The organism is Leifsonia sp. Root1293 (genome assembly GCF_001425325.1).
Classification (GTDB): Bacteria; Actinomycetota; Actinomycetes; order Actinomycetales; family Microbacteriaceae; genus Orlajensenia.
Window position 1 is genome coordinate 1660394 of record NZ_LMEH01000001.1, and the last position, 21747, is coordinate 1682140.

Annotated in this window: 21 protein-coding genes and 1 pseudogene; 10 read left to right on the forward strand and 12 right to left on the reverse strand. The window is 68.6% G+C overall.

The genetic code is table 11. From position 1 onward, the window contains the following. Positions 1-2: 2 nt before the first annotated feature. Positions 3-392, reverse strand: coding sequence for a VOC family protein (locus ASC59_RS07780; RefSeq protein ID WP_055823025.1), 390 nt, complete (start codon positions 390-392; stop codon positions 3-5). Positions 393-505: 113 nt separating this feature from the next. Here ASC59_RS07780 and ASC59_RS07785 point away from each other — a divergent pair, with 113 nt between their 5' ends. The 3 genes from ASC59_RS07785 to ASC59_RS07795 are packed head-to-tail and all read left to right on the forward strand — an operon-like array spanning position 506 to position 2876. After that, on the forward strand, positions 506-1402 hold the full coding sequence (locus ASC59_RS07785) for an endonuclease/exonuclease/phosphatase family protein (protein ID WP_055820440.1): 897 nt from the start codon (positions 506-508) through the stop codon (positions 1400-1402). After that, a complete protein-coding gene (locus tag ASC59_RS07790; RefSeq protein ID WP_055820445.1) occupies positions 1399-2046 on the forward strand; it encodes a hypothetical protein in 648 nt (215 codons plus the stop codon). The genes ASC59_RS07785 and ASC59_RS07790 overlap by 4 nt, the downstream gene beginning before the upstream one ends. After that, entirely contained in the window at positions 2043-2876 is an 834-nt protein-coding gene (locus ASC59_RS07795) for a glycosyltransferase family 2 protein (protein WP_235492618.1), read from the forward strand. Before ASC59_RS07790 ends, ASC59_RS07795 begins: the two co-directional genes overlap by 4 nt. On the opposite strand, the gene ASC59_RS07800 is transcribed toward ASC59_RS07795, so the two are convergent. Further along, entirely contained in the window at positions 2866-3687 is an 822-nt protein-coding gene (locus ASC59_RS07800; RefSeq protein ID WP_055820448.1) for an alpha/beta fold hydrolase, read from the reverse strand. The genes ASC59_RS07795 and ASC59_RS07800 overlap by 11 nt on opposite strands. Positions 3688-3902: 215 nt before the next feature. Between ASC59_RS07800 and ASC59_RS07805 the strand changes: the two genes are divergently transcribed. Both ASC59_RS07805 and ASC59_RS07810 read left to right on the forward strand, forming a co-directional pair. After that, entirely contained in the window at positions 3903-4790 is an 888-nt protein-coding gene (locus ASC59_RS07805) for a helix-turn-helix transcriptional regulator (RefSeq protein ID WP_055820451.1), read from the forward strand. A gap of 69 nt (positions 4791-4859) precedes the next feature. Continuing rightward, positions 4860-5210, forward strand: a complete 351-nt coding sequence (locus ASC59_RS07810) for a hypothetical protein (protein ID WP_235492619.1) — start codon at positions 4860-4862, stop codon at positions 5208-5210. 21 nt (positions 5211-5231) lie between these two features. Here ASC59_RS07810 and ASC59_RS07815 read toward each other — a convergent pair whose 3' ends face one another. The 4 genes from ASC59_RS07815 to ASC59_RS07830 form a co-directional block, all read right to left on the reverse strand. Beyond that, positions 5232-5912 (reverse strand): DNA alkylation repair protein, encoded by a 681-nt coding sequence (locus ASC59_RS07815; protein WP_200942350.1) that lies wholly within the window; start codon positions 5910-5912, stop codon positions 5232-5234. A 62-nt stretch (positions 5913-5974) separates the two neighbouring features. After that, positions 5975-7903, reverse strand: coding sequence for a sensor domain-containing diguanylate cyclase (locus ASC59_RS07820; RefSeq protein WP_235492620.1), 1929 nt, complete (start codon positions 7901-7903; stop codon positions 5975-5977). A gap of 39 nt (positions 7904-7942) precedes the next feature. Next, the gene (locus tag ASC59_RS07825) at positions 7943-9049 is read right to left on the reverse strand and encodes a sensor histidine kinase (protein WP_327063395.1); all 1107 of its coding nucleotides are present in this window, start codon (positions 9047-9049) and stop codon (positions 7943-7945) included. Between the two features lie 10 nt (positions 9050-9059). Further along, entirely contained in the window at positions 9060-9746 is a 687-nt protein-coding gene (locus ASC59_RS07830) for a response regulator transcription factor (RefSeq protein WP_055823041.1), read from the reverse strand. Between the two features lie 87 nt (positions 9747-9833). On the opposite strand from ASC59_RS07830, the gene ASC59_RS07835 reads away from it, so the two are divergent. Continuing rightward, positions 9834-10451 (forward strand): M15 family metallopeptidase, encoded by a 618-nt coding sequence (locus ASC59_RS07835; RefSeq protein ID WP_055820454.1) that lies wholly within the window; start codon positions 9834-9836, stop codon positions 10449-10451. Next, positions 10448-11041 (forward strand): VanZ family protein, encoded by a 594-nt coding sequence (locus tag ASC59_RS07840; RefSeq protein WP_055820457.1) that lies wholly within the window; start codon positions 10448-10450, stop codon positions 11039-11041. Before ASC59_RS07835 ends, ASC59_RS07840 begins: the two co-directional genes overlap by 4 nt. A gap of 82 nt (positions 11042-11123) precedes the next feature. Here the strand turns inward: ASC59_RS07840 and ASC59_RS07845 are convergent, their stop codons facing one another. Continuing rightward, positions 11124-12104: an aldo/keto reductase gene (locus tag ASC59_RS07845; RefSeq protein WP_055820460.1), complete on the reverse strand. Its 981-nt coding sequence runs from the start codon at positions 12102-12104 to the stop codon at positions 11124-11126. A gap of 145 nt (positions 12105-12249) precedes the next feature. Between ASC59_RS07845 and ASC59_RS17605 the strand changes: the two are divergent. After that, a pseudogene (locus ASC59_RS17605) lies at positions 12250-12447 on the forward strand (transcriptional regulator); the annotation flags it as partial. Between the two features lie 164 nt (positions 12448-12611). Beyond that, positions 12612-13130 (forward strand): MmyB family transcriptional regulator, encoded by a 519-nt coding sequence (locus ASC59_RS17610; protein ID WP_235492622.1) that lies wholly within the window; start codon positions 12612-12614, stop codon positions 13128-13130. 23 nt (positions 13131-13153) lie between these two features. Here ASC59_RS17610 and ASC59_RS07855 read toward each other — a convergent pair whose 3' ends face one another. Next, complete coding sequence (locus ASC59_RS07855) at positions 13154-15319, reverse strand: alpha/beta hydrolase (RefSeq protein WP_235492623.1); 2166 nt, start codon at positions 15317-15319, stop codon at positions 13154-13156. Positions 15320-15346: 27 nt separating this feature from the next. Beyond that, entirely contained in the window at positions 15347-16432 is a 1086-nt protein-coding gene (locus ASC59_RS07860; protein ID WP_055820466.1) for a class I SAM-dependent methyltransferase, read from the reverse strand. Positions 16433-16552: 120 nt separating this feature from the next. Between ASC59_RS07860 and ASC59_RS07865 the strand changes: the two genes are divergently transcribed. Next, entirely contained in the window at positions 16553-19270 is a 2718-nt protein-coding gene (locus ASC59_RS07865; protein WP_055820471.1) for a helix-turn-helix transcriptional regulator, read from the forward strand. A 35-nt stretch (positions 19271-19305) separates the two neighbouring features. Here the strand turns inward: ASC59_RS07865 and ASC59_RS07870 are convergent, their stop codons facing one another. Genes ASC59_RS07870 through ASC59_RS07880 form a run of 3 tightly spaced genes read right to left on the reverse strand, consistent with a single transcriptional unit; the run spans position 19306 to position 21614 of the window. Further along, on the reverse strand, positions 19306-19986 hold the full coding sequence (locus ASC59_RS07870; protein WP_055820474.1) for an SDR family NAD(P)-dependent oxidoreductase: 681 nt from the start codon (positions 19984-19986) through the stop codon (positions 19306-19308). 41 nt (positions 19987-20027) lie between these two features. Then, positions 20028-20363 (reverse strand): hypothetical protein, encoded by a 336-nt coding sequence (locus ASC59_RS07875; RefSeq protein WP_055820477.1) that lies wholly within the window; start codon positions 20361-20363, stop codon positions 20028-20030. Positions 20364-20393: 30 nt separating this feature from the next. Further along, positions 20394-21614, reverse strand: a complete 1221-nt coding sequence (locus ASC59_RS07880) for a baeRF2 domain-containing protein (RefSeq protein ID WP_055820480.1) — start codon at positions 21612-21614, stop codon at positions 20394-20396. Positions 21615-21747 lie beyond the last annotated feature (133 nt).

Consider the following 21747-nt stretch of genomic DNA (forward strand, 5'->3'; position numbering starts at 1 on the left):
GCTCAGGCGGGACTCGTCAGCTGGATGAGGTTGCCGCAGGTGTCGTCGAGCACGGCCGTCACGACGGGGCCCATCGAAGTCGGTGGTTGCGTGAACGTCACCCCGCGCGCGGCCAGGTCGACGTGGGTCGCGGCGACGTCCTCCACCTCGAACGAGGTGAGCGGGATTCCGTCGGCACGCAGCGCAGCCGTGAAGGCCTTCGCCGCCGGATGCGCAGCGGGTTCCAGCAGCAATTCGACGCCGTCGGGCTCGCCGGCGCCCACGACGGTGAGCCAGCGATAGTCACCCAGCGAGACATCCGTCTTGGGAACGAAGCCGAGCTTCTCCGTGTAGAAGGCGAACGCCTTCGCCTGATCGTCGACCAGCACGCTCGTGACGTTGATCCTGGGCATGGCCATCTCCTCGGTGATTCGGTGTCGTGTTCCCTGTCTAGCAAACCGAGGGCGATCTGCGCTCGAAATCAAGGCCCTGACCGAAGTTCGCACCGTCGCGTAGCGTCGAGGAGATGAAGCGTTCAGTCGTGCCGGACGACGTCGGCTCCCCCGCCGTCGGTGCGATTCCCGCCCCCGGCGTGCACCTGATGACACTCAACATCCGTCGCCGCATGGCCGTATCCCTCTCCCGGTCCGACCGGTGGAGCAGACGAGCACCTGTACTCTCCCGGCTGCTCTCGGCTGAGCAGCCCGCGGTGCTCGGCATCCAGGAGGCGCTGCCAGATCAGGCCGTCCTGGTGGCGGACACCCTCGGCGAGCGCTACGCGAGCGTCGGCGCCGGTCGCGATGCCAATCGGCGCGGGGAACGATGCGAGATCCACATCGATGGCGACAGGATGCGTTTCCTCGACGCGCGCGTGCACACGCTCTCGGACACTCCGGATGTTCCCGGTTCCCGCTCGTTCGGCAATCTCCTTCCGAGGGTGGCCGTTCAGGCCGAGGTGGAGGATCTCGAGGCCGGCGGCCGTTTCCACGTGATCGTCACCCACCTCGACCACCTCTCCGAGAAGTCCCGGCGCGCATCGGCACGGTTCCTGCGCGAGATGGCGCGCGGCCTCGAGGGTCCCGTCGTCGTCATGGGCGACTTCAACGGCGGACGCCGGTCGGAGGTCTTCGCCGATCTCGCTCGCGACGGCGTGCTGGTCGACTCCTGGGGCGCCGCCGCTCGGCGCCTCACTCCGGAGTGGGGAACGTACTCTCGCTACGCGGCACCGAGGATCGGGGGCAGCCGACTTGACCGGATCCTGGTGAGCCCGTCTGTGAAGGTGGATGCCGCCGCGATCAACGCCGCCCGGTTCGACGGAGCCGCGGCATCCGATCATGAGGCCGTTCACGCCGTCGTGCGCTGGCCGGGCTCGATCGACCAGAAGACACCCATGCCGCGAGAGGATGGCGACCCCCACCGATGACCGACATCATCCAGACCTTCGTACGACGCCCGACGACAGCGGGAGAAGTGGCAGCCGATTGCGTGCGCGCGCTCGCCGTCGTCAGCGTGATCGCCGCGGGCATCGGCTGGGGTGCCGTGCAGGTGGGCATCTTCCTGCTGGCGTTGCTGGGCGTACTCGTCCCGCGAGCCCTCGGACTGCGTCCCTCGGTCGACATCACCAGCGGGATCATCGTGCTCGTCGCGGCCTGGAGCAACGTATTCGACCTGTATACCGAGGTCTTCGGCTGGGACAAGCTCGTGCACGTCGCCCTGACCGGCGTCATCGCCACTCTCGCGGTGATCGCGGCCCAGCGGAGTGGGATCCTGCCGACCACGGGACACCGGGCGGGGCTCGTGGTCGCAACGGTCGCGTTCGGCCTCGCCGCGGGCAGCGTGTGGGAGATGCTCGAGTGGGTGGGCAACGCGCTGACCGACGCCGTCATCTATGTCGGCTATGACGACACCATCGGCGATCTGGCCGCGGATGCCGTCGGCGGCCTCATCGCCGGCCTTGCGCTACCGTTCCTCACCGGCCGCAGCGCCGCGATCACGAGTGGAGATCGCGGCAGTGGCGATCCCGAAGCAAGCGCAGAGGTGCGGATGACATCGGGCGGCCGACGATGATGATGGTCAGCGAGTCGATGACCGGCCGCCGGGCGCCCGCGGTGAGCGTCGTCGTCCCGGTGAAGGACGACGCGCGACCGCTCGCCACCTGCCTCCGTGCCCTACGTGAGCAGACGGTCGCTCCCGTCGAGATCATCGTGGTCGACAACGGATCGAGGGACGACTCGGCAGAGGTGGCACGGTCCTACGGAGCGGTCGTCATCCGCGAACCCCAGCCGGGCATCGGGGTCGCCAGTGCGGCCGGCTACAACGCGGCATCCGGCGACGTCATCGCCCGGCTCGATGCAGACTCGATTCCGGAGAAGCACTGGATCGCGACCATCGCCCGCGCGTTCGCCCAGGCCGAGGATGTCGACGCCATCACCGGCCCGGCGCACTTCAGCGACGGGCCACGGTGGCTCAGATCACCGGCGGCGGTGCTCTACCTGGGCTCCTACTTCGTGCTGTGCGGCTTGGCTCTGGGCCACGTGCCCCTCTTCGGATCCAACATGGCCCTGCGCCGGTCCGCCTGGGCATCGGTGCGGGACGAGGTGCACGCCCACGACCAACTGACCCACGACGATCTCGATCTCTCGTTCCATCTCGGAGCGAGAAGCTCGATCCGCTTCGTCCCCTCCCTGCGCGCAGGCATCTCCATGCGGCCACTAAGCGACGGCAAGGGCGGCCTGCGCTGGAAGCGCGGCCTCCACACGGTGACGATGCACTGGCCGCACGACCTGCCGTGGATCCGGATGGGTCGACGACTCTCCGCACGGACCCTCGCCGGCTCACCGACGGATGAACGCGTCCGCGGCCGGTCGGGGCCGCGGACGCGAACGCCTACTTCTTGATGAAGTCCAGGATGTCCTGGTCGAGGGCGGCCTGGTAGTCGCCGTAGATGCCGTGCGGGGCTCCGGGGTAGACCTTCAGGGTTCCGTCCTTGACGATCTCGATCGTCTTGAGGGCCGCATCGCCGATCGGAACGATCTGGTCGTCGTCGCCCTGCGCGACGAAGATCGGAACGTCGAGGGCCTTCAGGTCCTCCGTGAAGTCGGTCTCCGAGAACGCCTTGATGCAGTCGTAGGCCGCCGCGAGGTTCACCAGCATCCCCTGACGCCAGAAGTCGCGCTTGGCTCCCTCCGAGACGGCGCTGCCCTCGCGGTTCGCACCGAAGAACGCCTCGCTCAGGTCGATGTAGAACTGTGAGGCATCCTTGAGCACCCCGGCACGGATGCCGTCGAACACTTCGATCGGCAGCCCGTCGGGGTTCGACTCCGACTTGACCATGATCGGGGGCACGGCACCGGCCGTGATGACCTTGGTCACGCGCCCGACGCCGTGCTGGGCGGCGTAGCGAACGACCTCGCCACCTCCGGTCGAGTGGCCGACCACGACGAGGTTCTGCAGGTCGAGGTGCTCGATCAGCTCCGCGAGGTCGCGCGCGTAGGTGTCCATGTCATTGCCCGTGTAGGTCTTGGACGAGCGCCCGTGGCCGCGGCGGTCGTGGGCGATGGCCCTGTAGCCGTTGTCGGCGAGCAGCTTCACCTCGACCTGCCAGGCGTCGGATGACAGCGGCCAGCCGTGGCTGAGCACCACCGGCTGACCCTCGCCCTGGTCGGTGTAGTAGATCTCGGTTCCGTCTGAGGTGGTGAAGTACGGCATGTCTCTCCTAGTGTTCGATTCCGCTCGGACCATGATCCTGTCGCCGGGAGCCCCGGTGACCGGCGTTCGCGAATGGTGAAGGATTCGTTCGTGTCAGGTCAATTCCCCCGCCATCAGCGCCGATGATCACTCAGTTCTTTGAGTGTGGCCTCCCGAAGCGGCATCCTGTAGAACGTGCGCTGAACTGACAGCGCACGTGGAGGTTTGGGGGGCGGATGTACCTTCCGCAGGCGACGCGCGAACAGACCGGCTTCTCATCCGCTGTCGCGACAGTGGTGAAGAGCAAGGCGCTCGGGCCCGTGCAGCTCGTGCACACCAAGGCGCCGCTGGCCGGAGACGACCCGTTCGCCGGCTATTCCGATCCGGGAGACGCTCTGGTGTGGGCCTTCATCACCGACGGCGCCATCGTCTGCAAGCGTGCGTACAACGACCTCGAGAACCGCGCCGGACACATGAACATGAACCACATGCCGCGGCTGAGCGGATTCCAGATGACGCCGGACTTCAGGGCGCTCTCGATCCGCATGGACCGCCAGGCGCTCGGAATCTCATCATCGGACATCGACTCGATCGCGCGCACGGTCTTCCCTCTCACGGAGGGACTTCCGCTGATGATCGGATCGCTCGCATCGCAGACCATGAAGATGAGCTCGGAGATCGGGCCGGCATCCGGAGCAGCTCTGGCGCACTCGATCCTCGAACTCACCACGGCCTTCGTCGACGACTTCCTCGGCCGGCGCTCAGCGCCCGAGACCATGCGCAGCAATCTGGTCACCGAGGCCAAGCAGTACGTGGAGCTCTACTCCAGCAGTCCGGCGCTCTCGGTGACATCGGTGGCGGCGGCGCTGCAGGTCTCACCCCGCACGCTCCAGAAAGCCTTCGAGCCCGAGGAGAGCACGCTCGGCCGCGTCATTCTCGAGAGCAGGCTCGCCCGGGCCCGATCCCTGATGGAGCGCGACCGCGACGGCCTGTTCCCCATCGGAGGCATCGGCATCCGTGCGGGCTTCTCGTCTCCCTCCGCCTTCAGCCGCGCCTTCCGAGCCCGGTACGGGCTCTCCCCCCGGGAATGGCGGGAACGGTACCTGCTGTCCATCGCGCACTAGCGGAGACGTCACGGCACAGGCATGGTGTCAAGTCCCTGTCGACCGGGAACCGGCAGCCATAGCCTCGTCATGACGGCAGATCAGCCGACGGAACTGGAGACGCTCATGACGAACCCCGACGGCCGGAACCCGAGCCACACCGATCCCGACATCGCGAGCGGCGAGATCACGGATGCGGATTTCGCCACAGGTTCGAGAGGCACGGGACTCAGCGACACGGAACTGACCGAGAAGGATCGCAGCGAGAGCCCGGGCAGCGAATCGGAGACCGCGGCCAAGCAGGCCGACCCGATTCCGGACGGCGTCGACGACGATATCGATCAGTCCCAGATCCGGGCCGTGCCTGGCACCGGCGGGCCCGATGATGCCGGCGACATCGAGGTGGATCCCGACGATCTGAACATGCCCGGCAGGAGCTGAACCCGATCCTGCGCCAGCCCGTCAGCCCTGCCGGCGAACCATCTCCGTGATCCAGATCGGGGCGTATGGCGACGTGCACCCCGGAGGCGTCGGGTAGTCCTTCAGCACCTCGAGTTCCTCGCCGATGGCGAGCGCCCGAGCCCGGTATTCGGGGTGCCGGATGCCGGTCTGGGCGAGGCACTCGTTCATGGCCCACTGCAACCGATCCGGCGCATCCTTCATGTGCGCCTCGATGATGCGGAGCAAGTCGTCGAGGTCGAGGCCATCCGGCGCCTTCGTCACGCGATCGCTGGTCAATGCCCACCCAGCACTCGCGACGACGGGATCGTCATCGCCGAACCAGAGCACCCGCAACTCCTCGGCATGCGCGCTCTTCTTGACGATGTAGTTCACGAGCCAGTCGTGCACCTTCGGCACCCGCGCCTCCCGCAGCATGGCGTCGAGCTCGGCCGCCGAGTACTGCTTGGGGCGACTGATCAGGATCGCCACGAGGCGCGCGGGCGTGCTCCCCGTCGCCCAGAGATCCCTGGCGAGGTCGGGCTGGATCTTCAGTTCCTTGGCCACACCTCGAAGCTTCGTGAGATTGACGCCGTGATCGTCTCCGTGACGCTCGTTCACCGCTCGGACCTTGGGATCCTCGAGCACGGCCAGCTCCGCCATCACGCTCTCGACCGTTCCCTGCTGCACCGCGACCGAAGCCATGGTGTGCTCCCTTCATCGACATCGTCGACCGCACGTCCTCGTGCGGACTGCCCTGTGTGCGCTCAGGTGGACACGCGGTTGCGCCCGGCGCGCTTGGCCCGGTACATCGCCGCATCCGCCTCTTCGAGGAGCCCGATCCTGGGCACCCCGGGCTCGGCCACGACGACACCGCACGACGCCGTGACCGTCAGCGATGCCCCCCGCGTCTCGATGGGCGCTGCGATGGCGGCGACCATGCGGTCCGCGATCGAGCGCACCTCATCTCCGCCGACGACGTCGAGGAGCACGACGAACTCGTCTCCCCCGAGTCGCACCACGACGTCCTGTTCGCGCGAGTGGGCCGTCAGCCGACGCGCCACCTCGAGGATGACGATGTCGCCGACGTCGTGACCGTGAACGTCGTTCACACTCTTGAAGTCGTCGAGGTCGACGAAGAGCAGGGCCCTGCCATCCACGTCGGCCGGGTTCCCCGCTGCGAGACGCTCGGCGAGGTAGCGCCGGTTGTGCAGACCGGTCAGCGCATCGCGCATGGCCAACTCGGCGAGGTGCGCCTGAGCCCGTCGGTAGAGGACGATCTCGAGCTCGTGCCCGAGCTCACGCGCATCCTGGACCACGGTCCCCCAGGGCTCGGACCGCCCGCGCACGGTTCCGTGCCAGGTGGCGAAGGACGTGCGCGGCGACAGTTGGCTCGGGCGGTTGTCGGTGCCGGGATCACCGAGCCACGAGATCTCGCGGGCGACCTCGCCCCTGAAGAAGACGAGCGTGTCGTCCGCACCGGCGAGCGGCACGACGAGCAACCCGGCCGTCTCCGGGAGCAGCCGTGCGAAGTCCGGCCTGTCGGCTTCGAGACCTTCGGAGACGAACGGCTCGCCGCCGAGAAGATCGAGCACCCTAGTCACATCCTCGAGGAGCGGCACGTCGCCGGTGACGCGCGAGGTGCCCCCGATCCGAACGAGCACGCCGTCTGCCGGCACGAGATCGAGCACGGTGCGCGGCCCCCGCAGCAACGCCGACGGGATGTCGTCGGACGCATAGAGCGGCGCGAGGAGTTCGGTGCGTCGCTCGCGCATGTCGACGAGGTGGCGCAGCCGTGCGATCTCGCGCATCGAGGCGAACTGCATGGTGATCTGGGCTGCGAGCACTTCGAGGGCACGCCGCAGCAGAACCGGAAGCCGCCGCTCGGTGCGGTGGGCGCAGGTGACCATGCCGACGAGGCGGCCCTCTTCGACGAGGGAGAGCGAGAAGGTCGATGCCTGGCCCATGTTGCGCATGTACTGCAGGTGGTACGGCGACACACCCCGCAGTTCGGCACTGGAGAGATCGATGGTGCGCAGTTCCTCGGAGATGGCGAGCAGGGGGATCGTGGGCGTGCTCGTGCTCGCGATCGCCCGCCCCACCTTCGTGACGTACAGCTCGCGAGCCTGCGGGGGGATGTCCGACGACGGGAAGTGGTGACCGAGGAGCGAGTCGAGCTCGGGAACGCGGTCGTCGGCGACGACCTCGCCGTGTCCGTCGTCGTGGAAGTCGTAGATCATGACCCTGTCGAACCCCGTGATCCTCCGGATCTCCGCCGCAGCCTGCTCCCGCAGTCGGTCGACGGTCGTCGCGGACGTCAGCCGGTTGAGCGCCGTCACGACAGCCGTGCGGGCGTACTCGTCCTCGGGCAGCGCCTCGAGTTCCACGATCGTGAGGTCGTCGACCTGATGAACGATCGCATCCGTCGGCGATCCTTCCCACATCACCCGCACGGGATCGATCGCGCGTCCGCTGCGCACGGCCTCCTGCAGTTCGGGGTTCTCGATGTCGGCGAAGGGGCGGCCCAGCCAGCTGCGGGCGTTCTCACTCGCGACGACGACCACCTGAGTGGCGGCATCCACGGCCAACAGCGTTCCGTGCGATTGGATGACGCCGGGAGTGCGGATGGGCTCCTTCGCGCATTCGGCGAGCCGACGCAGCTCGTCGGGGTCGATGGCGAGTTCCGCCGGGTCCACTGCGACTCCTTCGCCGGGGATCGAGCCGGCGCATCCAGTCTATTCAGCCGGGGGACGCTCGACTTCAGCCGGACGGACGGACTCGTCGACGGATGCCGGCAGTCGCACGTCGACCCTGAGACCGCCATCGGCCCGCGGCGTCAGGAGCAGCACGCCGTCGTGAGCGCGGATGATGCTCGACGCGATCGCCAGGCCGAGGCCGACACCCACATCATCGGTGCGGATGCGCTCCGAACCGCGCTGGAACGGCTCCGTGAGGATCGACACCTGGGCCGGCGAGAGTGTCGCACCCGGGTTCTCGACGGTGAGAACGGCGTCCGCCCCGTCGCGAGCCGTGCGGACCCATACGTCCCCACCGTCGGGAAGGTTGTGGACGATGGCGTTGTGCAGGAGGTTCGTGGTCAACTGTGCCAGCAGCGCCGGGGATCCGCTCACCCGGGTGATCTCGCCGGTGGTGGTGACGGTGATACCCCGCTTCTCCGCGAGGGGAAGGAGGGTCTCGCCGGCTTCCTCCACCAGGAGCGACAGGTCGACGGTCTCGGCCGTGAACGATCGCTGCTCGGCACGGCTGAGCAGGAGCAGGGCCTCGGTGAGCTCGATCGCCCGCGCGTTCACGTTGCGCAGCCGTTCGAGGAGCGCCGAGGTGTCCCGGTGCGGGTCGTTGATGGCGACGTCGAGCATCGCCTGAGTGGTGGCCAACGGGGTGCGCAGCTCGTGCGAGGCGTTCGCCGCGAATCGTCGCTGCTCTCCGACCTGGGCCTCGACGCGTTCGAGCATGGCGTCGAAGGCATCGGCGAGCTCCCGGAACTCGTCATTCCGCCCCGGCATCCGGATGCGGTGCGCGAGCGACCCGTTCGCCGCCGCACGGGTGGCCGTGGTGATGCGCGTCAACGGCGCCAGCATCCGCCCGGCGAGGATCCAGCCACCCAGCAGGCCGAACAGCACGAGGAACAGCACGACCCACGCCGCAGCCGGGGCGAAGGCCCGCACGAGGTCGTCTCGGCCGGGAACGAATCCCCCGATCGTGTTGACGGCCTCGGCCGGAACGTAGCGCAGGATGAACACCCACACGACCGCCAGCAGGAGAACAACGGCCACGACCAGGAAACCGGCGTAGCTGAGAGTGAGCTTGACCCTGACGCTCACCCCCTGCTCCCTAGCCACGCCCGGCTCCAGCATCCGGTGTCGCTTCGATGCGGTAGCCGACCCCGGGCACCGTGCCGATGAGCCAGGGCTCCCCGAGACGTTTCCGCAGCGCCGAGACGGTGATGCGCACGGCGTTCGTGAACGGGTCGGCGTTCTCGTCCCACGCGCGTTCGAGGAGTTCCTCGGCGCTGACGACCCCGCCTTCGGCCCCGACCAGCACCTCGAGAACGGCGAACTGCTTGCGAGTGAGCGCCACGTAGCGGCCGTCTCGGTAGACCTCCCGTCGGAACGGGTCGAGCCGGAGGCCGGCGAGTTCGCGCACCGGCGGGCGGTTGTGGGCGCGCCTGCGGTCGAGAGCGCGGAGCCTGAGCACCAGCTCGCGCATCTCGAACGGCTTGGTGAGGTAGTCGTCGGCGCCGATCTCGAATCCGGTCGCCTTATCGTCCAGCCTGTCGGCTGCGGTCAGCATGATGATCGGCATCCCGCTGCCGGATGCGACGATGCGCTCGGCGATCTCGTCGCCCGACGGGCCGGGAACGTCGCGGTCGAGCACGGCGATGTCGTAGTCGTTGATGCCGAGCAGCTCCAACGCGGTGTCACCGTCACCGGCGATGTCGGCTGCGATGGCCTCGAGGCGCAGACCATCGCGGATGGCATCAGCCAGGTAGGGCTCGTCCTCGACGATCAGCACTCGCACACTCGCCATGCTACGAGCCGGTGCATATCGTCGGGATATCGAAAAGCGCATACGCTCCCGCAACCCACCGGCGTGTGTGCTGGAGGCATGTCCTCCAGCAGAACCATCCCCATCCGGCGCATCCGTTGGGCGCTCCTCGTGATCATCGCGGCGGGAGCCGCCGCGTTCGGCACCATCGCAGTCGTTTCAGCCGTCGCCCTCGGGCAGCAGTCGTCGGCCGCCGTCGTCACCCGAATCGCCGGCGATCCCACCCTCGGCGCCGACGGCAGCGTGCCCGACGGCGTGACGGTGTTCGACGGGGCGGTCCCGGCCGTCGCCAACCTCGATCCGGATCTCCTCGATGCCCTCCGGCGCGCGGCGACCGACGCCGCAGCCGACGACGTGACCTTCACCGTGAACAGCGGATGGCGCTCCCCCGAGTATCAGGAGCAGTTGCTGCGCGACGCCGTCACCGAGTACGGATCGACGGAGGAGGCTGCCCGCTGGGTGGCGACACCGGAGACCTCTCCGCATGTGCAGGGGGCTGCCATCGATATCGGCCCGTGGGATGCCACCGCGTGGCTGTCGGAGAATGGGGCCGAATACGGTCTCTGCCAGATCTACGCCAACGAGTCCTGGCACTTCGAACTGCGACCGGATGCCGTGGCCGGCGGATGCCCCGAGATGTTCGCTGATCCCACCGCCGATCCGCGGATGCAGCGGTGACCGCGCAGGCTGCAGGCATCGGCCTGAGTCGGGCGATCATGGACCGACTGACCGTCCTCTTCGGGATCTATCTCGGAATAGTGGTCTGGGCCGTGCTGTGGAAACTCGGCGTTCCATCGGTCGGAAGTGTCGAGCGCGTGATCAAGATCGTGCCGTTCGTGGCCACGGCGACCAACGGCGCCAATCGCCCGTTCGAGGTGATGATGAACCTGGTGCTCTTCGTCCCCTTCGGCGTCTACCTCGGACTCCTCAGGCCGTTGTGGCCCTGGTGGAGAGCCGGGGCGGCCGTCGCGGGTACGAGCCTCCTGCTGGAGATCATGCAGTTCATCCTCGCCACCGGAAGCACCGATGCCACCGATGTCGTGGTCAACACGGCCGGTGGCCTGTTGGGACTCCGGCTGCTCACCCTGACTCGCCGCAGGTTCTCTGTGACGGACATCGGCGTCGCCCGCCTCTGCGCGATCGGAACCGTGGTGCTCGTGCTCGTGACCGCGCTCCTCGTCGCAGCGCCGCTGCACTTCGCGCCGCCCGGCGTCGGTCACGTCGAGCACTCGGTCGGAGATGCTCCTGGTGCGGTCGAAATGCGCTAACCACGACCATGGCGCCGAGTGTCGCGATGGACGTGATCGTCACGCCCGCGAGCCACCCTGGTCGATGCGGTCGTGGGTCTCGTCAGCGATCGATCGACGTCATGTTCGCTTCGTCATGGCGAGCGCCGGCGGCGGGCTCGAGGGCGTCGAGCCGGTCGAGGTGTGCTCGGGTGAGCTCGATCTGGTCAGCCGCGGTGTTCTCCTCGACGCGCGCGACGCGGCGGGTGCCGGGGATGGGTGCGATGTCCTCGCCCCGACTGAGGATCCAGGCCAGCGCAGTCTGCGCGGGAGTGGCGCCGATCTCTGCACCGATAGCCCTGACCTCGTCGACGAGCCGGAGGTTGCGGGTGAAGTTGTCGCCGACGAAGCGGGGATTGGTCTTGCGCCAGTCGTCATCCGGGATGTCCGCGGCAGATCGGATCCGCCCCGTGAGCAGCCCATGGCCGAGAGGAGAATACGGGACGAACCCGATACCCAGCTCACGGAGAACAGGCAGGATCTCGGCTTCCACGTCGCGAGTCCACAGCGAGTACTCCGTCTGCAGTGCGGTGACCGTCTGCACGGCGTGAGCCCGCCGGATCGTCTGCGTCGACGCTTCCGACAGTCCGAAATGGATCACCTTGCCCTCGTCGATGAGTTCGGCGACGGCTCCGGCCGTCTCCTCGATGTGAACGTTCGGGTCGACGCGGTGCTGATAGTACAGGTCGATGTGATCCGTCCCGAGACGCCGCAGGGAGCCTTCGACGGCGGCTCGAACGTTCCCTGGACTGCTGTCGATCGTTCCGGGTCCACCGCCCGAATGGGACACGAGCCCGAACTTGGTGGCTATCACCACCTCGTCCCGACGACTCTTGACGGCCTCGCCGACGATTTCCTCACTGAGGTAGGGGCCGTAGATCTCCGCTGTGTCGATGTGGGTGACACCGAGGTCGAGAGCGCGGTGGATCGCGCGGATCGACTCGGCATTGTCGAGAGCTCCGTCAGATGTGTAGGTGCCGGCCATGGTCATCGCACCGAGCCCGATACGCGAGACCGCGAGGCCCCCGAGATGTGCATTCTTCATTCTTCGTCCCTTGGTCCTGTGTGCGAACCGTCGTGGCCGCTGGGAACCAAGTCAACGCGGGTGGGCCGAATCGAGCGTGGCCCTATCTGCAGGTGTCCTGACAGGGACCCTCACCCCAGTCATGATGGGCGTACTTTCTTGTGACATGACAGCACAGGACGACATCGCCGAGTTCCTCACATCGCGGCGAGCCCGTCTCACTCCGACGGAGGCCGGACTGCCCGACTTCGGGGGACGTCGCCGTGTTCCCGGGCTCCGCCGCGAAGAAGTCGCCCTCCTTGCCGGAATGAGCGCCGAATACTACAAGCGTTTCGAACGCGGCACGGCTATCGGAGTCTCCGACGCCGTCGTCGACGGCGTCAGTCGGGCGCTGCACCTTGATGACGCCGAGCACGCCCACCTGTACGACCTGGTCCGTTCCGCCAGCGCCGGTGTCCGCCCGCTCCAGCGCAGGGGTCCACCCGCCGCTCCCAGCCGACCGCCGCCATGCGGCAGACGATCGATGCCATGTCGACTGTGCCCGTCTTCGTGCAGAACGGCCGACTCGATGCCATCGCGACCAATGCACTCGGTCGATCACTCTTCTCCGAAATGCTCGACGGCGCGCGGCCACCCGCGAACGCAGCCCGATTCGTCTTCCTCGACCCGAAGGCACAGACGTTCTACCGTGACTGGGACGGCAACGCCAGGCAGATCGTAGCCATCCTCCGAGCCGAGGCCGGGCGGTCGCCCTACGACCGGCAGCTCAGCGACCTCGTGGGCGAGCTCTCCACCCGCAGCGATCTCTTCCGGAGACTGTGGGGAGCCCACGACGTGCGCGAGCACCGCACCGGCGTCAAGAGCGTTCACCACCCCATCGTCGGCGACCTCGATCTGACCTACCAGAGCATGGATGTCACGGCAGATCGTGGCCTCCAGATGCTCGTGTTCTCTGCCGAGCCGGGCTCGGTGTCCCACGATCGACTGCAATTGCTCGCCAATTGGGCGTCGACTGCTGAAACCGTGCCAGCGCCTGGAACTGTGTGATCCGACCTCATGCGCGCCCCGGATCAGAGCAGATCGGCGATCATCGCGGCGGCACGCGCTGCGCCATCCGTCTCGACGGGCCGGAAACCGCTCGCATCCCGGCCGAGCCCGGTGATGATGGCCTCCGCGAGCGCGTCCGGATCCGCCGCCTGCTCGTAGGGAAGCGGGTCACCCGCTCGGTACCGCTCGAGACGGTGCCGAACGTGGAAGTTCTGCTCGAAGTGATGGCGCAGAGGCACGTAGAGGAACGGCGTGCGGCCGGCGGTGAGCTCCATGCAGGTGGTCAGTCCGCCCTGCACGACGGCGAGGTCGGCCACGGCCAGGTGGCGATGGAGCGCCGGGACGTGTCCTCGCACCGTCGCACCAGGTGTCGATGGCAGCGACCGGGCATCGATGCGCGGCCCGGCCACGACGATGAAGCGAAGGTCGGATGCCGCCCGGCGCGCCAGCGGCACGGCGTCGAGGACCCGCCGCAGCAATGGCTCGCCCACGCCGGACCCGCCGACGGCGACGACGCACAACCGTTCATCCGACGCATAGCCCAGGTCGGCCCGGAGGCGGTCGCGGTCAGCGACCTCGGCGGGGTCGAACCCCGTCACGTAGCCTGCGAAGTCGAAGTTCTCCCCGACCCAGTCCGGGATGAACGGCAGGCCGGGGCCGAAGGACTCGGGGATGACGTCGTCGAGCGAGCCCACGAAGATCGACCTGTCGCGCACATGCCTGAAGCGGGCGCGCTGCTCGATCATCTCCGCGTTGTAGTCGGCCGTCAGCGCCTGCTCCCTCCTCCCGCCGTCCGGCATCGGAAGCCAGCCGACGAAGTCGGTCATCCACGCGAACGCGAAGCGTTTGAGCTCCGGGTTCTCGTGCAGGTGATGGTCGACATCCCATGCCTCATCACCGATCACGAGGTCGAAGTGCTCCTCCCGCACGACGTCGTCGAACACCATGAAGTTGTGCACGAGGATCTCGTCCATCCGGCGGATGGCCTGGAAGGCGTGGAGGTCGTGCTCGCCCGCCTCGTGCTCGATGTGGCTGCTCTCGTTCGCGAGCAGCGCCGACGCGGGATGCACGACTTCACCGGCCTGCTCGAGCACCGCGGTGACAGGATGCTGGGCGAGCCAGCTGATCTCGACATCCGGATGCAGCATCCGCAGCTCTCGGGCTATCGCCAGGTCGCGTCGGGCATGGCCGAGACCGATCGGCGAGGACAGATAGAGCACCCGCCGCCGCCGGTTGGCCGCCCGGGTCCAGGTCGTCGTCGGGTGGACGAAAGCCGAGGGCGAGGCCGAGGCCGAAGCCGAAGCCGCGATCCTGTCGGCGAAGTCCCGGATCAGGTGGTTCACGCGCACGGGGTCACGGGCGAGTGGTCCATGTCCGCTGCCCGAGAGCAGCACGACGTCGCCGCCGGTCAGGGCCGCGATGCGTTCGCTCACCGCGTGCGGCGAGATCTCGTCCTCCGTGCCGTGGATGAGCAGCACCGGGCACCGCACCCGGGCGCAGACGTCCTCCAGCGGAACCACCGACCCGCCGAGGTAGCCGTGCATGCCGGCCGTGGCGTCTGCCAGCGTCTCGGGACTGGTCTCATGCGCCCAGCCCACCGCATCCTCGATCTGCTTCGTCGAGTGGGTCTCGGCGAACATGCGGGCGAAGAAGAAGTCGACGAAGGCGTCGTATCCGCCCGAGAGCCAGAAGTCGCGGTTGTACATCGACCAGCCCGAGCCTCCGTCGTACGCGGCATCCCAGTCGCCGCCCGCCCGGCCAGGCCTCGGCACGCTGACGACCCCTGATGCCCCGATGCCCACGATGCCGGCGACCCGATCCGGGTGGGACGCCGCCAGGTGCAACGCCCAGGTCACCCCCCAGGAGAGCCCGACGACCACAGCTCGCGGCGTCGACGTCGCGTCGAGCACGGCGACGGCGTCTGCTGCGTACTCCTCATCGCGGTACGCGGCCGGTCCTCGGGGACGGGCGGAGCCGCCGTTGCCCCGCCCGTCGAAGACGACGACACGGAAGTGGCGTGCGAGGTAGCCGAGCTGACCCTTCCAGATGCGGGAGTGGACGATCGTCCAGGTGGGCATCAGCAGGAGTGTCGTCGGCCCGTCGCCGTAGACGGCATAGGAGATTCCCACGCCGTCCCGGTCGATCGAGCCGGAGACCCGCGGTGAGATCACGGCCACGGTTTCAGCCACCTCGCCAGTATCCTCCGTGAGCCTGCGTCACGGACGGACTTCGAGAACGCGGTTGAACGGGGTCTCGGCCGCCGTGCGGAACCTGGTGAAGCCGCCGGCTGTGACGACATCGTGGATGCGGGCCGGGCCAGCCTGGGTGCCGAGCGCGAGTCCGACCTCCTGAGCCAGGGACGCCGGAGTACAGAGCAACGTCGAGAAGCCGTAGTAGGCGCGTCCGACCGGGTTCAGGTTGTCACTGACGCTGTCCCCGGCCATCGGCTCCACGACCATCCAGGTGCCGTCGGGCGCGATGCTCTCCCGGACGTGTCTCGCCGCCCCGACCGGGTCGCCCATGTCGTGCAGGGCGTCGAACGTGGTGACCAGGTCGTAGCCGTCTCCGGCGAAGGAGGTGGAGCCCGCGATCTCGAAGGTGACGCGGTCGTCGACCCCGGCTTCTCGGGCACGCTCGCGTGCGACCCTGATGGACGCCTCGTGGTAGTCGGAGCCGACGAAGGTGGAGTCGGGGAACGCCTGCGCCATGATGACGGTCGAGGCGCCGTGGCCGCATCCGATGTCGGCGACGCGTGCTCCGCTCCGCAGCTTCTCGACGACCCCGTCCAGGGCCGGCAGCCACTCCTCGACGAGGTGGGCGTTGTACATGGTGCGGAAGAAGCGCTCACAGCCGTCGTGCACGTCGACATGGTGCTCGTGCCAGCCGACTCCGGCGTGGTTGCGGGCGGCGGAGATGACGCTGTCGATGTCGTGCGTCGTCCCGAGCGCGATCTGGAAGAAGCCGGGCAGATAGGCGGGACTCGATGCATCGGTCATCGCGGCGACCTGCTCGGGTGGGAGGGTGTATCGATTCGTTGCGGCGTCGTAGTCGACGTACCCGCCCGCGGCCTGGGCGTTCAGCCACTCCCGGGCGTAGTGCTCGTCGGTTCCGGAGTCCTGGGCGAGTCTGGCCGCATTGGTCGGCCCGGATGCGGCCATGGCCCTGTAGTAGCCGAGCTTGTCGCCCAGCACGACGAGGGCGGTGTTCAGTGTCGCTCCGACTTCGTCGACGGCCTTGCCGACGAACGCCATGAGCTTGTCGATGTCGATGGTCGCGGGGGGCGACTCCTGGAGATCGGTCATGATGCTTCCTCCGTTCAAATTTGTCGACCCTGTGGTCGATGCCAGCGAGGCTAGGCCGAGTGCGGCGGAGCTCGTATCCGGTGGCCCCCCTGGGATGCGGCATCCGCCTAGACTGACGGCGTGCTGCTCGGGCGCGAGGCGGAGCGGCAGGCGATCGAACGCCTGCTCGCCGAAACGCGCGTGGGCGATGGCGGTGCACTCCTCATCACCGGTGAGCCCGGCATCGGCAAGTCCGCTCTCCTCGACGCCGTGCGCGCGACGACCGGCGGGATGCTGCTCATCACCGTGCGCGGGGTCGAGGCCGAACACGAGGTGGCGTTCGCGGGCCTTCACCAACTGTGCGCACCGCTGTCGCACCTCGTCGTCGAACTCGCACCCCCGCAGTCCGACGCGCTGGGTGTCGCGCTGGCTCTCCGTGACGGCCCGGCGCCGGAGCGGTTCGCCGTCGGAGCGGCCCTGCTCGGTCTCCTCACCCGGGCGGCCGATGACGCGCCTCTCGCCATCGTCATCGACGATGCCCACCTTCTGGACGAGTCGTCGGCCTCAGCCATCGCCTTCGCGTCTCGGCGCCTCTCGAGTGACCCCGTCGCCGTCATCGCTGCGCAACGCACCGGGGCGCCATCCGGATTGTCAGGCCTGGACACCCTCCAGCTCGGACCCCTCGACGCGGATGCCGCCCGAGCCCTGGTGACCGTCGACGGTCACCGGCCGCTCAGCGACGAGGAGTTCCTGCGCCTGCTGGAGACCAGCGCAGGCAACCCTCTCGCCCTTCTCGAACTGCGCGGGCGTCGAGCCGAACTCGCAGGCGCACCCCGCGACGCACCGGTGCCCATCACCGGAGAGCTGCTCGCCGCCTTCTCGCTCCGCCAACGTTCCCTGTCCCCTCCGGCGCGGGCGGTTCTGCTCCTGGCCGCGATCGCCGGCGGCGACACCGATGCCCTCGTGCAGGCATGTTCCGCCGCAGGGCTCTCGTACAGCGCTCTCGAGGAAGCCGAGGCGGCCGGGCTGGTCACTCTCCGGCCCGGCGAGGTGCGCTTCCGCCACCCCCTCGTGCGAGCGGCCGTGTACACGGATGCCGAACCCTCGGCACGCAGGGCAGGCCATCGCCGCATCGCCGATGCGCTGAGCGAAGGGCAGACCGACCGCCTGGCCTGGCACCGAGCCGAGGCGGCCATCGGGCCCGACGAGGCGACGGCGACACTCCTCGACGCTGCGGCCGCGAGGTCGGCCGCACGCGGGGCCTACGCGGTCGCAGCCTCGCAGTACGAGCGCGCCGTCGCCCTCTCGGATCCCGGCGAAGGTCGCGCCGATCGACTCCTCCTCGCGGGAGAGCAGTCGTGGCTCGCCGGAGATCGCGACCGCGCCAGCGCTCTCCTCGCCTCGGCACTCGACAGCGCGAGCTCCCCGATCGGCCGGGCCCGCGCGATGAGCCGACTCGGAACCGTCGAGGCGCGGTCCGGGTCGCTGGCAAGGGCTCGCGATCTCCAACTCGGCGCCTTCGCCGAAGCGAACGGGCACGATCCGGCTCTGGCCGTCTCGGCGCTGGCGGATGCCGTCGAGTCCTGCTTCTTCCTCGGAGATGCCGCCTCCGCCCTGAGAGCCGGAGAGGAACTCGAGAGACACGCATCCGCGGACCCGTCGAACGGGATCCCCTACTACGCAGCCGGCGTCGCGCAGATCATCGGAGGGCGCGCGGATCGCGGCGCCGACCTGATCCGCACGGGGCTCGCGCAGCCGTCCCGTCCGGGAGCCGATGACCAGTGGCGGCTCGGCTGGAGCCTGACCGCGCCGATGTTCCTCCGCGAGTCCGGCCCCGGGCGTGAGGCCATCACGGCGGCAGCCCGGGTAGCGCGGAGTCGCGCTGCCGTCGGGATGCTGCCGTTCCTGCTCACCCTGCTCGCCAAGGACGACGCAGCGTCGACCTCGTGGCGCCGTGCCGACGAGGGCTATGCCGAGGCCGTGCGCCTCGCGCGTGAGAGCGGCCACAAGACGGATCTCGCGCTCGCACTCGGCGGCTGGGCGTGGCTCGACGCGCGCCGGGGTGACGCCGACAGTGCACGCGAACACGCGGGAGAGGCCGCTGAACTGGCGTCAGTGCACGATGCGAATCTCGCGGGAATCTGGGCGTCGTGGGCCCTCGCCGATCTGGCTGCCGGCGAGGGCCGCCGGGCGGAGGCCGCCACCGCCTACGCGGCGCTGCAGGACAGGCTGGGGGAACTCGCGCTCAGCGACGTCGACCTGTCACCGGTGCCCGAGCTCATCGAACACCTCGGCGACGCCGACGACGCCGCCGCTCGGTCGGAGCCGCTCGCCCGGACCTTCCTCGAGGCCGCAGAGCGCAAGGCCCTGCCCTGGTCGCTCGCGCGGGCCCATCGGGCGATGGCACTCGTCGCGGTGGACCTCGACGATGCAGAGCGGTGGTTCACAAGTGCCATCGACCTGCACACGGGATCGCCCGATCTCTACGAGACGGCGCGCACGCGACTGGCCTGGGGGTCGCGCCTGCGGCGAGCGCGCCGCCGGGCGGCGTCGCGCAGTCCCCTGCGGGCCGCGCTGGCGGAATTCGACCGGCTCGGCGCCACACCCTGGGCCGACCGCGCGGCCGCCGAGCTCGCGGCGACCGGCGAGACGGCGGTGCGTCGAGGCGCGGGAGTCCTCACCGGCCTCACTCCGCAGGAACGTCAGATCGGCGCGCTTCTCGCCGGCGGGCTCACCACGCGGGAGGCCGCTGCCGCGCTGTTCCTCAGCCCGAAGACGGTGGAGTACCACCTGCGGCATGTCTACCTGAAGCTCGGCATCCGTTCCCGGGACGAACTCCGCTCGGCATTTCCGGACTGAGGCCATCGCGGTCGCCGTCCCGGCGGGTGGTCAGGTCAGAGCGAGGTGGTGCCACGCACCCGGTGCCCGACCGCGATCGACTCGCCGGACACTGCGCCGGCGACGGGCGAGATCAGGTAGGTGACGAGATTGGCGATGTCGGCGGGGCGAGACTCCCCCGCCTTGCCGTGCGCGACATCCGCTACGGGATTCTCGCTGACGATGCCGGGGCTCACCGTGTTCACCGTGACTCCGGTTCCGGCGACGGAATCCGCGAGGTTCTTCGCCGCGATGATGAGGGCCGCGTTCCGCACGGCGCCTGTGACATTGCCCGTGACGAAGGCGTTCTGACCGCTGATGCCGACGATGCGACCGTAGCCGGCCTCCGTCATCACGCGCAGCGATGCGTTCGCGACGCGGAGGAACGCCAGCGCCTTCGCATCGATGGCCTCCAGCACCTGTGCCGGATCCGAGTTGCGCGTCGGATCGAGCGTCTGGGCGCTCGGGGCGGCAGCGACCACGACGCCGTCGAGCCTGCCGTGGTCCTTCAACACCCGTGCGATGGCTGCATTGACCGATGCATCGTCACGGGCGTCGAGCTCGATGCCGCCCGTGCCCCGGCGTGAGGCGACGATCGGGGTCGCTCCTTCGGCGGCGAGCCGCTCGACCACGGCACCCCCGATGAGACCCGTTCCCCCGACGACCAGCACGACGCGACCATGAAGCTGAAGATCCATGGATCAACCGTATTCCCGTCGGTATCGGCGCGCACCTCCGGTCAGCGCGGTTGAGCGGGATTGGTCGGGTCGCCGTGCGCGGGAGGGTTGACCGGCGGCGCCGACGTCGTCTGCGGCCCGACGCCCGTCGGGCCCGGCGCACCCTGCTGCTCGGCGAAATCCGTATGCAGGGTCCCGGTCGGCTCCGCACCGTTCCGCAGCGCCTCCAGTCGAGTGCGAAGGACGACCAGCACGGGCAGTCGATTCCCGTGCTGCTCCTCGTAGTCGATGAGCTGCTGCAGCTGATCGCCGGTCAGAGGGGCGATCCGGGCGGGCAGATGCCCGAGCTGCACGTGGTCGTACTCGGGGAAGGGCAGGTCGTCATGGGAGAGGGACATGGTGTGCTCCGTCGATTCGTGGATGTGGCCTCAGACGCCCGGTACCGGAGGTCCCGTGCGCCACCGCAGGACTGCTGCCGCTGGCGCATCGTTGGGCAGGGTGATGTCGGCTGCATCCGTATTCGGGTCCGCATCCGGATCCGCGTCCGCGTCCGCATCGCCATCGTCGACCGTGAAGGAATCGGTGAAGAGGACGCGCGCATCGGTGAGCAGAGCCGCTCTGCAGAGCGCGAGCTGAGCGGGGACGGACCCGAGGATTCCCGCCCCGAGCGCTTCCTCGGGCGCCGTGGCGATCCAGGGTTCAGCGTCGAGGGCGAGCGCGGTCCTCTCGCTCAGACGATCCGAGTCGAGGATGACCGTGGCCGCCTGGCCGGCAGCGAGCGCTGCCACCACCGCGCCCATGCCCAGCTCCACCAGCTTGTCGCCACGACCCTCGTGAAGGGCGAGAAGATCGAGGATGGCCTGCTTGTCGTCGTGCAGGATGCGCTCGATCTCGGCGTTGACTCGCTCGGTGAGTGCCTCATCGGTGGACCCGCCCGCCCGCGTGTTCGTCGGCTCCACAGCCAGGATCGCGCGGCTGGCCTCAGAGAGTTCGTTCTCGACCAGCTGTCTGGCGCGGATGTCGCCTGCGACGACGAGCAGCCGAGGCCCCCGGGTGCGAACGATCTCGTCGATGCGCCCTGCCAACTGGGCCTGTGTCTGCCGCCAGATCTCCTCGGCGTGGTTCTGCATGTGGTCGTGTCGCCACCCACCGCCCTTCACCTTGTGGAGGGTGTCGGTGCGACCCTGCACGTGGCTCTCCGTCTCCGGCAGCCGGGAGCCGGCGCGGAAGAGGCGCACCTCGCCACCGTCCCTCGACGTCTCGACGGTGAGATAGGTGAAATCGAGCGGCTGAGCCTTGAGAATCGGGGTGACGTCGGGAAGCGGGCCGTACGACACGATCTCGGACTGCTGCGCGATCCCGGGCAGGACCTCCTCGATGAGAATCTCTCCGTTCCTCACCAGGAGGAACAGGCAGACGGGACTCGACCCGTAGTCCGCGGTGGCCAGCACGTCGACGACGGCGTCGAGGTCGCTCTGGGGAGATCCCGCCCGAGTGAGTCGATCGAGCACCGACTTCCGGCGCTCGTCGCGCACGGACGGCGGATCCGACGTGTCGACTGACATGTCGAGGTAGACCTCGGTGCAGCGCTCGTTCTCACGGTAGATGCTCGCGAGCGACGGGCTCGTCGTCGTACCGGTGTCGGACATGGAAACCTCCCCTGGGTCGTCTTCCGTGCCCACGATCCTGACTCAGCGAGAAATTCATGGTCAGGGGCTTGACGAGAGCTCGCAGCAGCTCTTCGGATGCCGTCCCGGCGCGGTGCGTCCTCCGCCAACCATG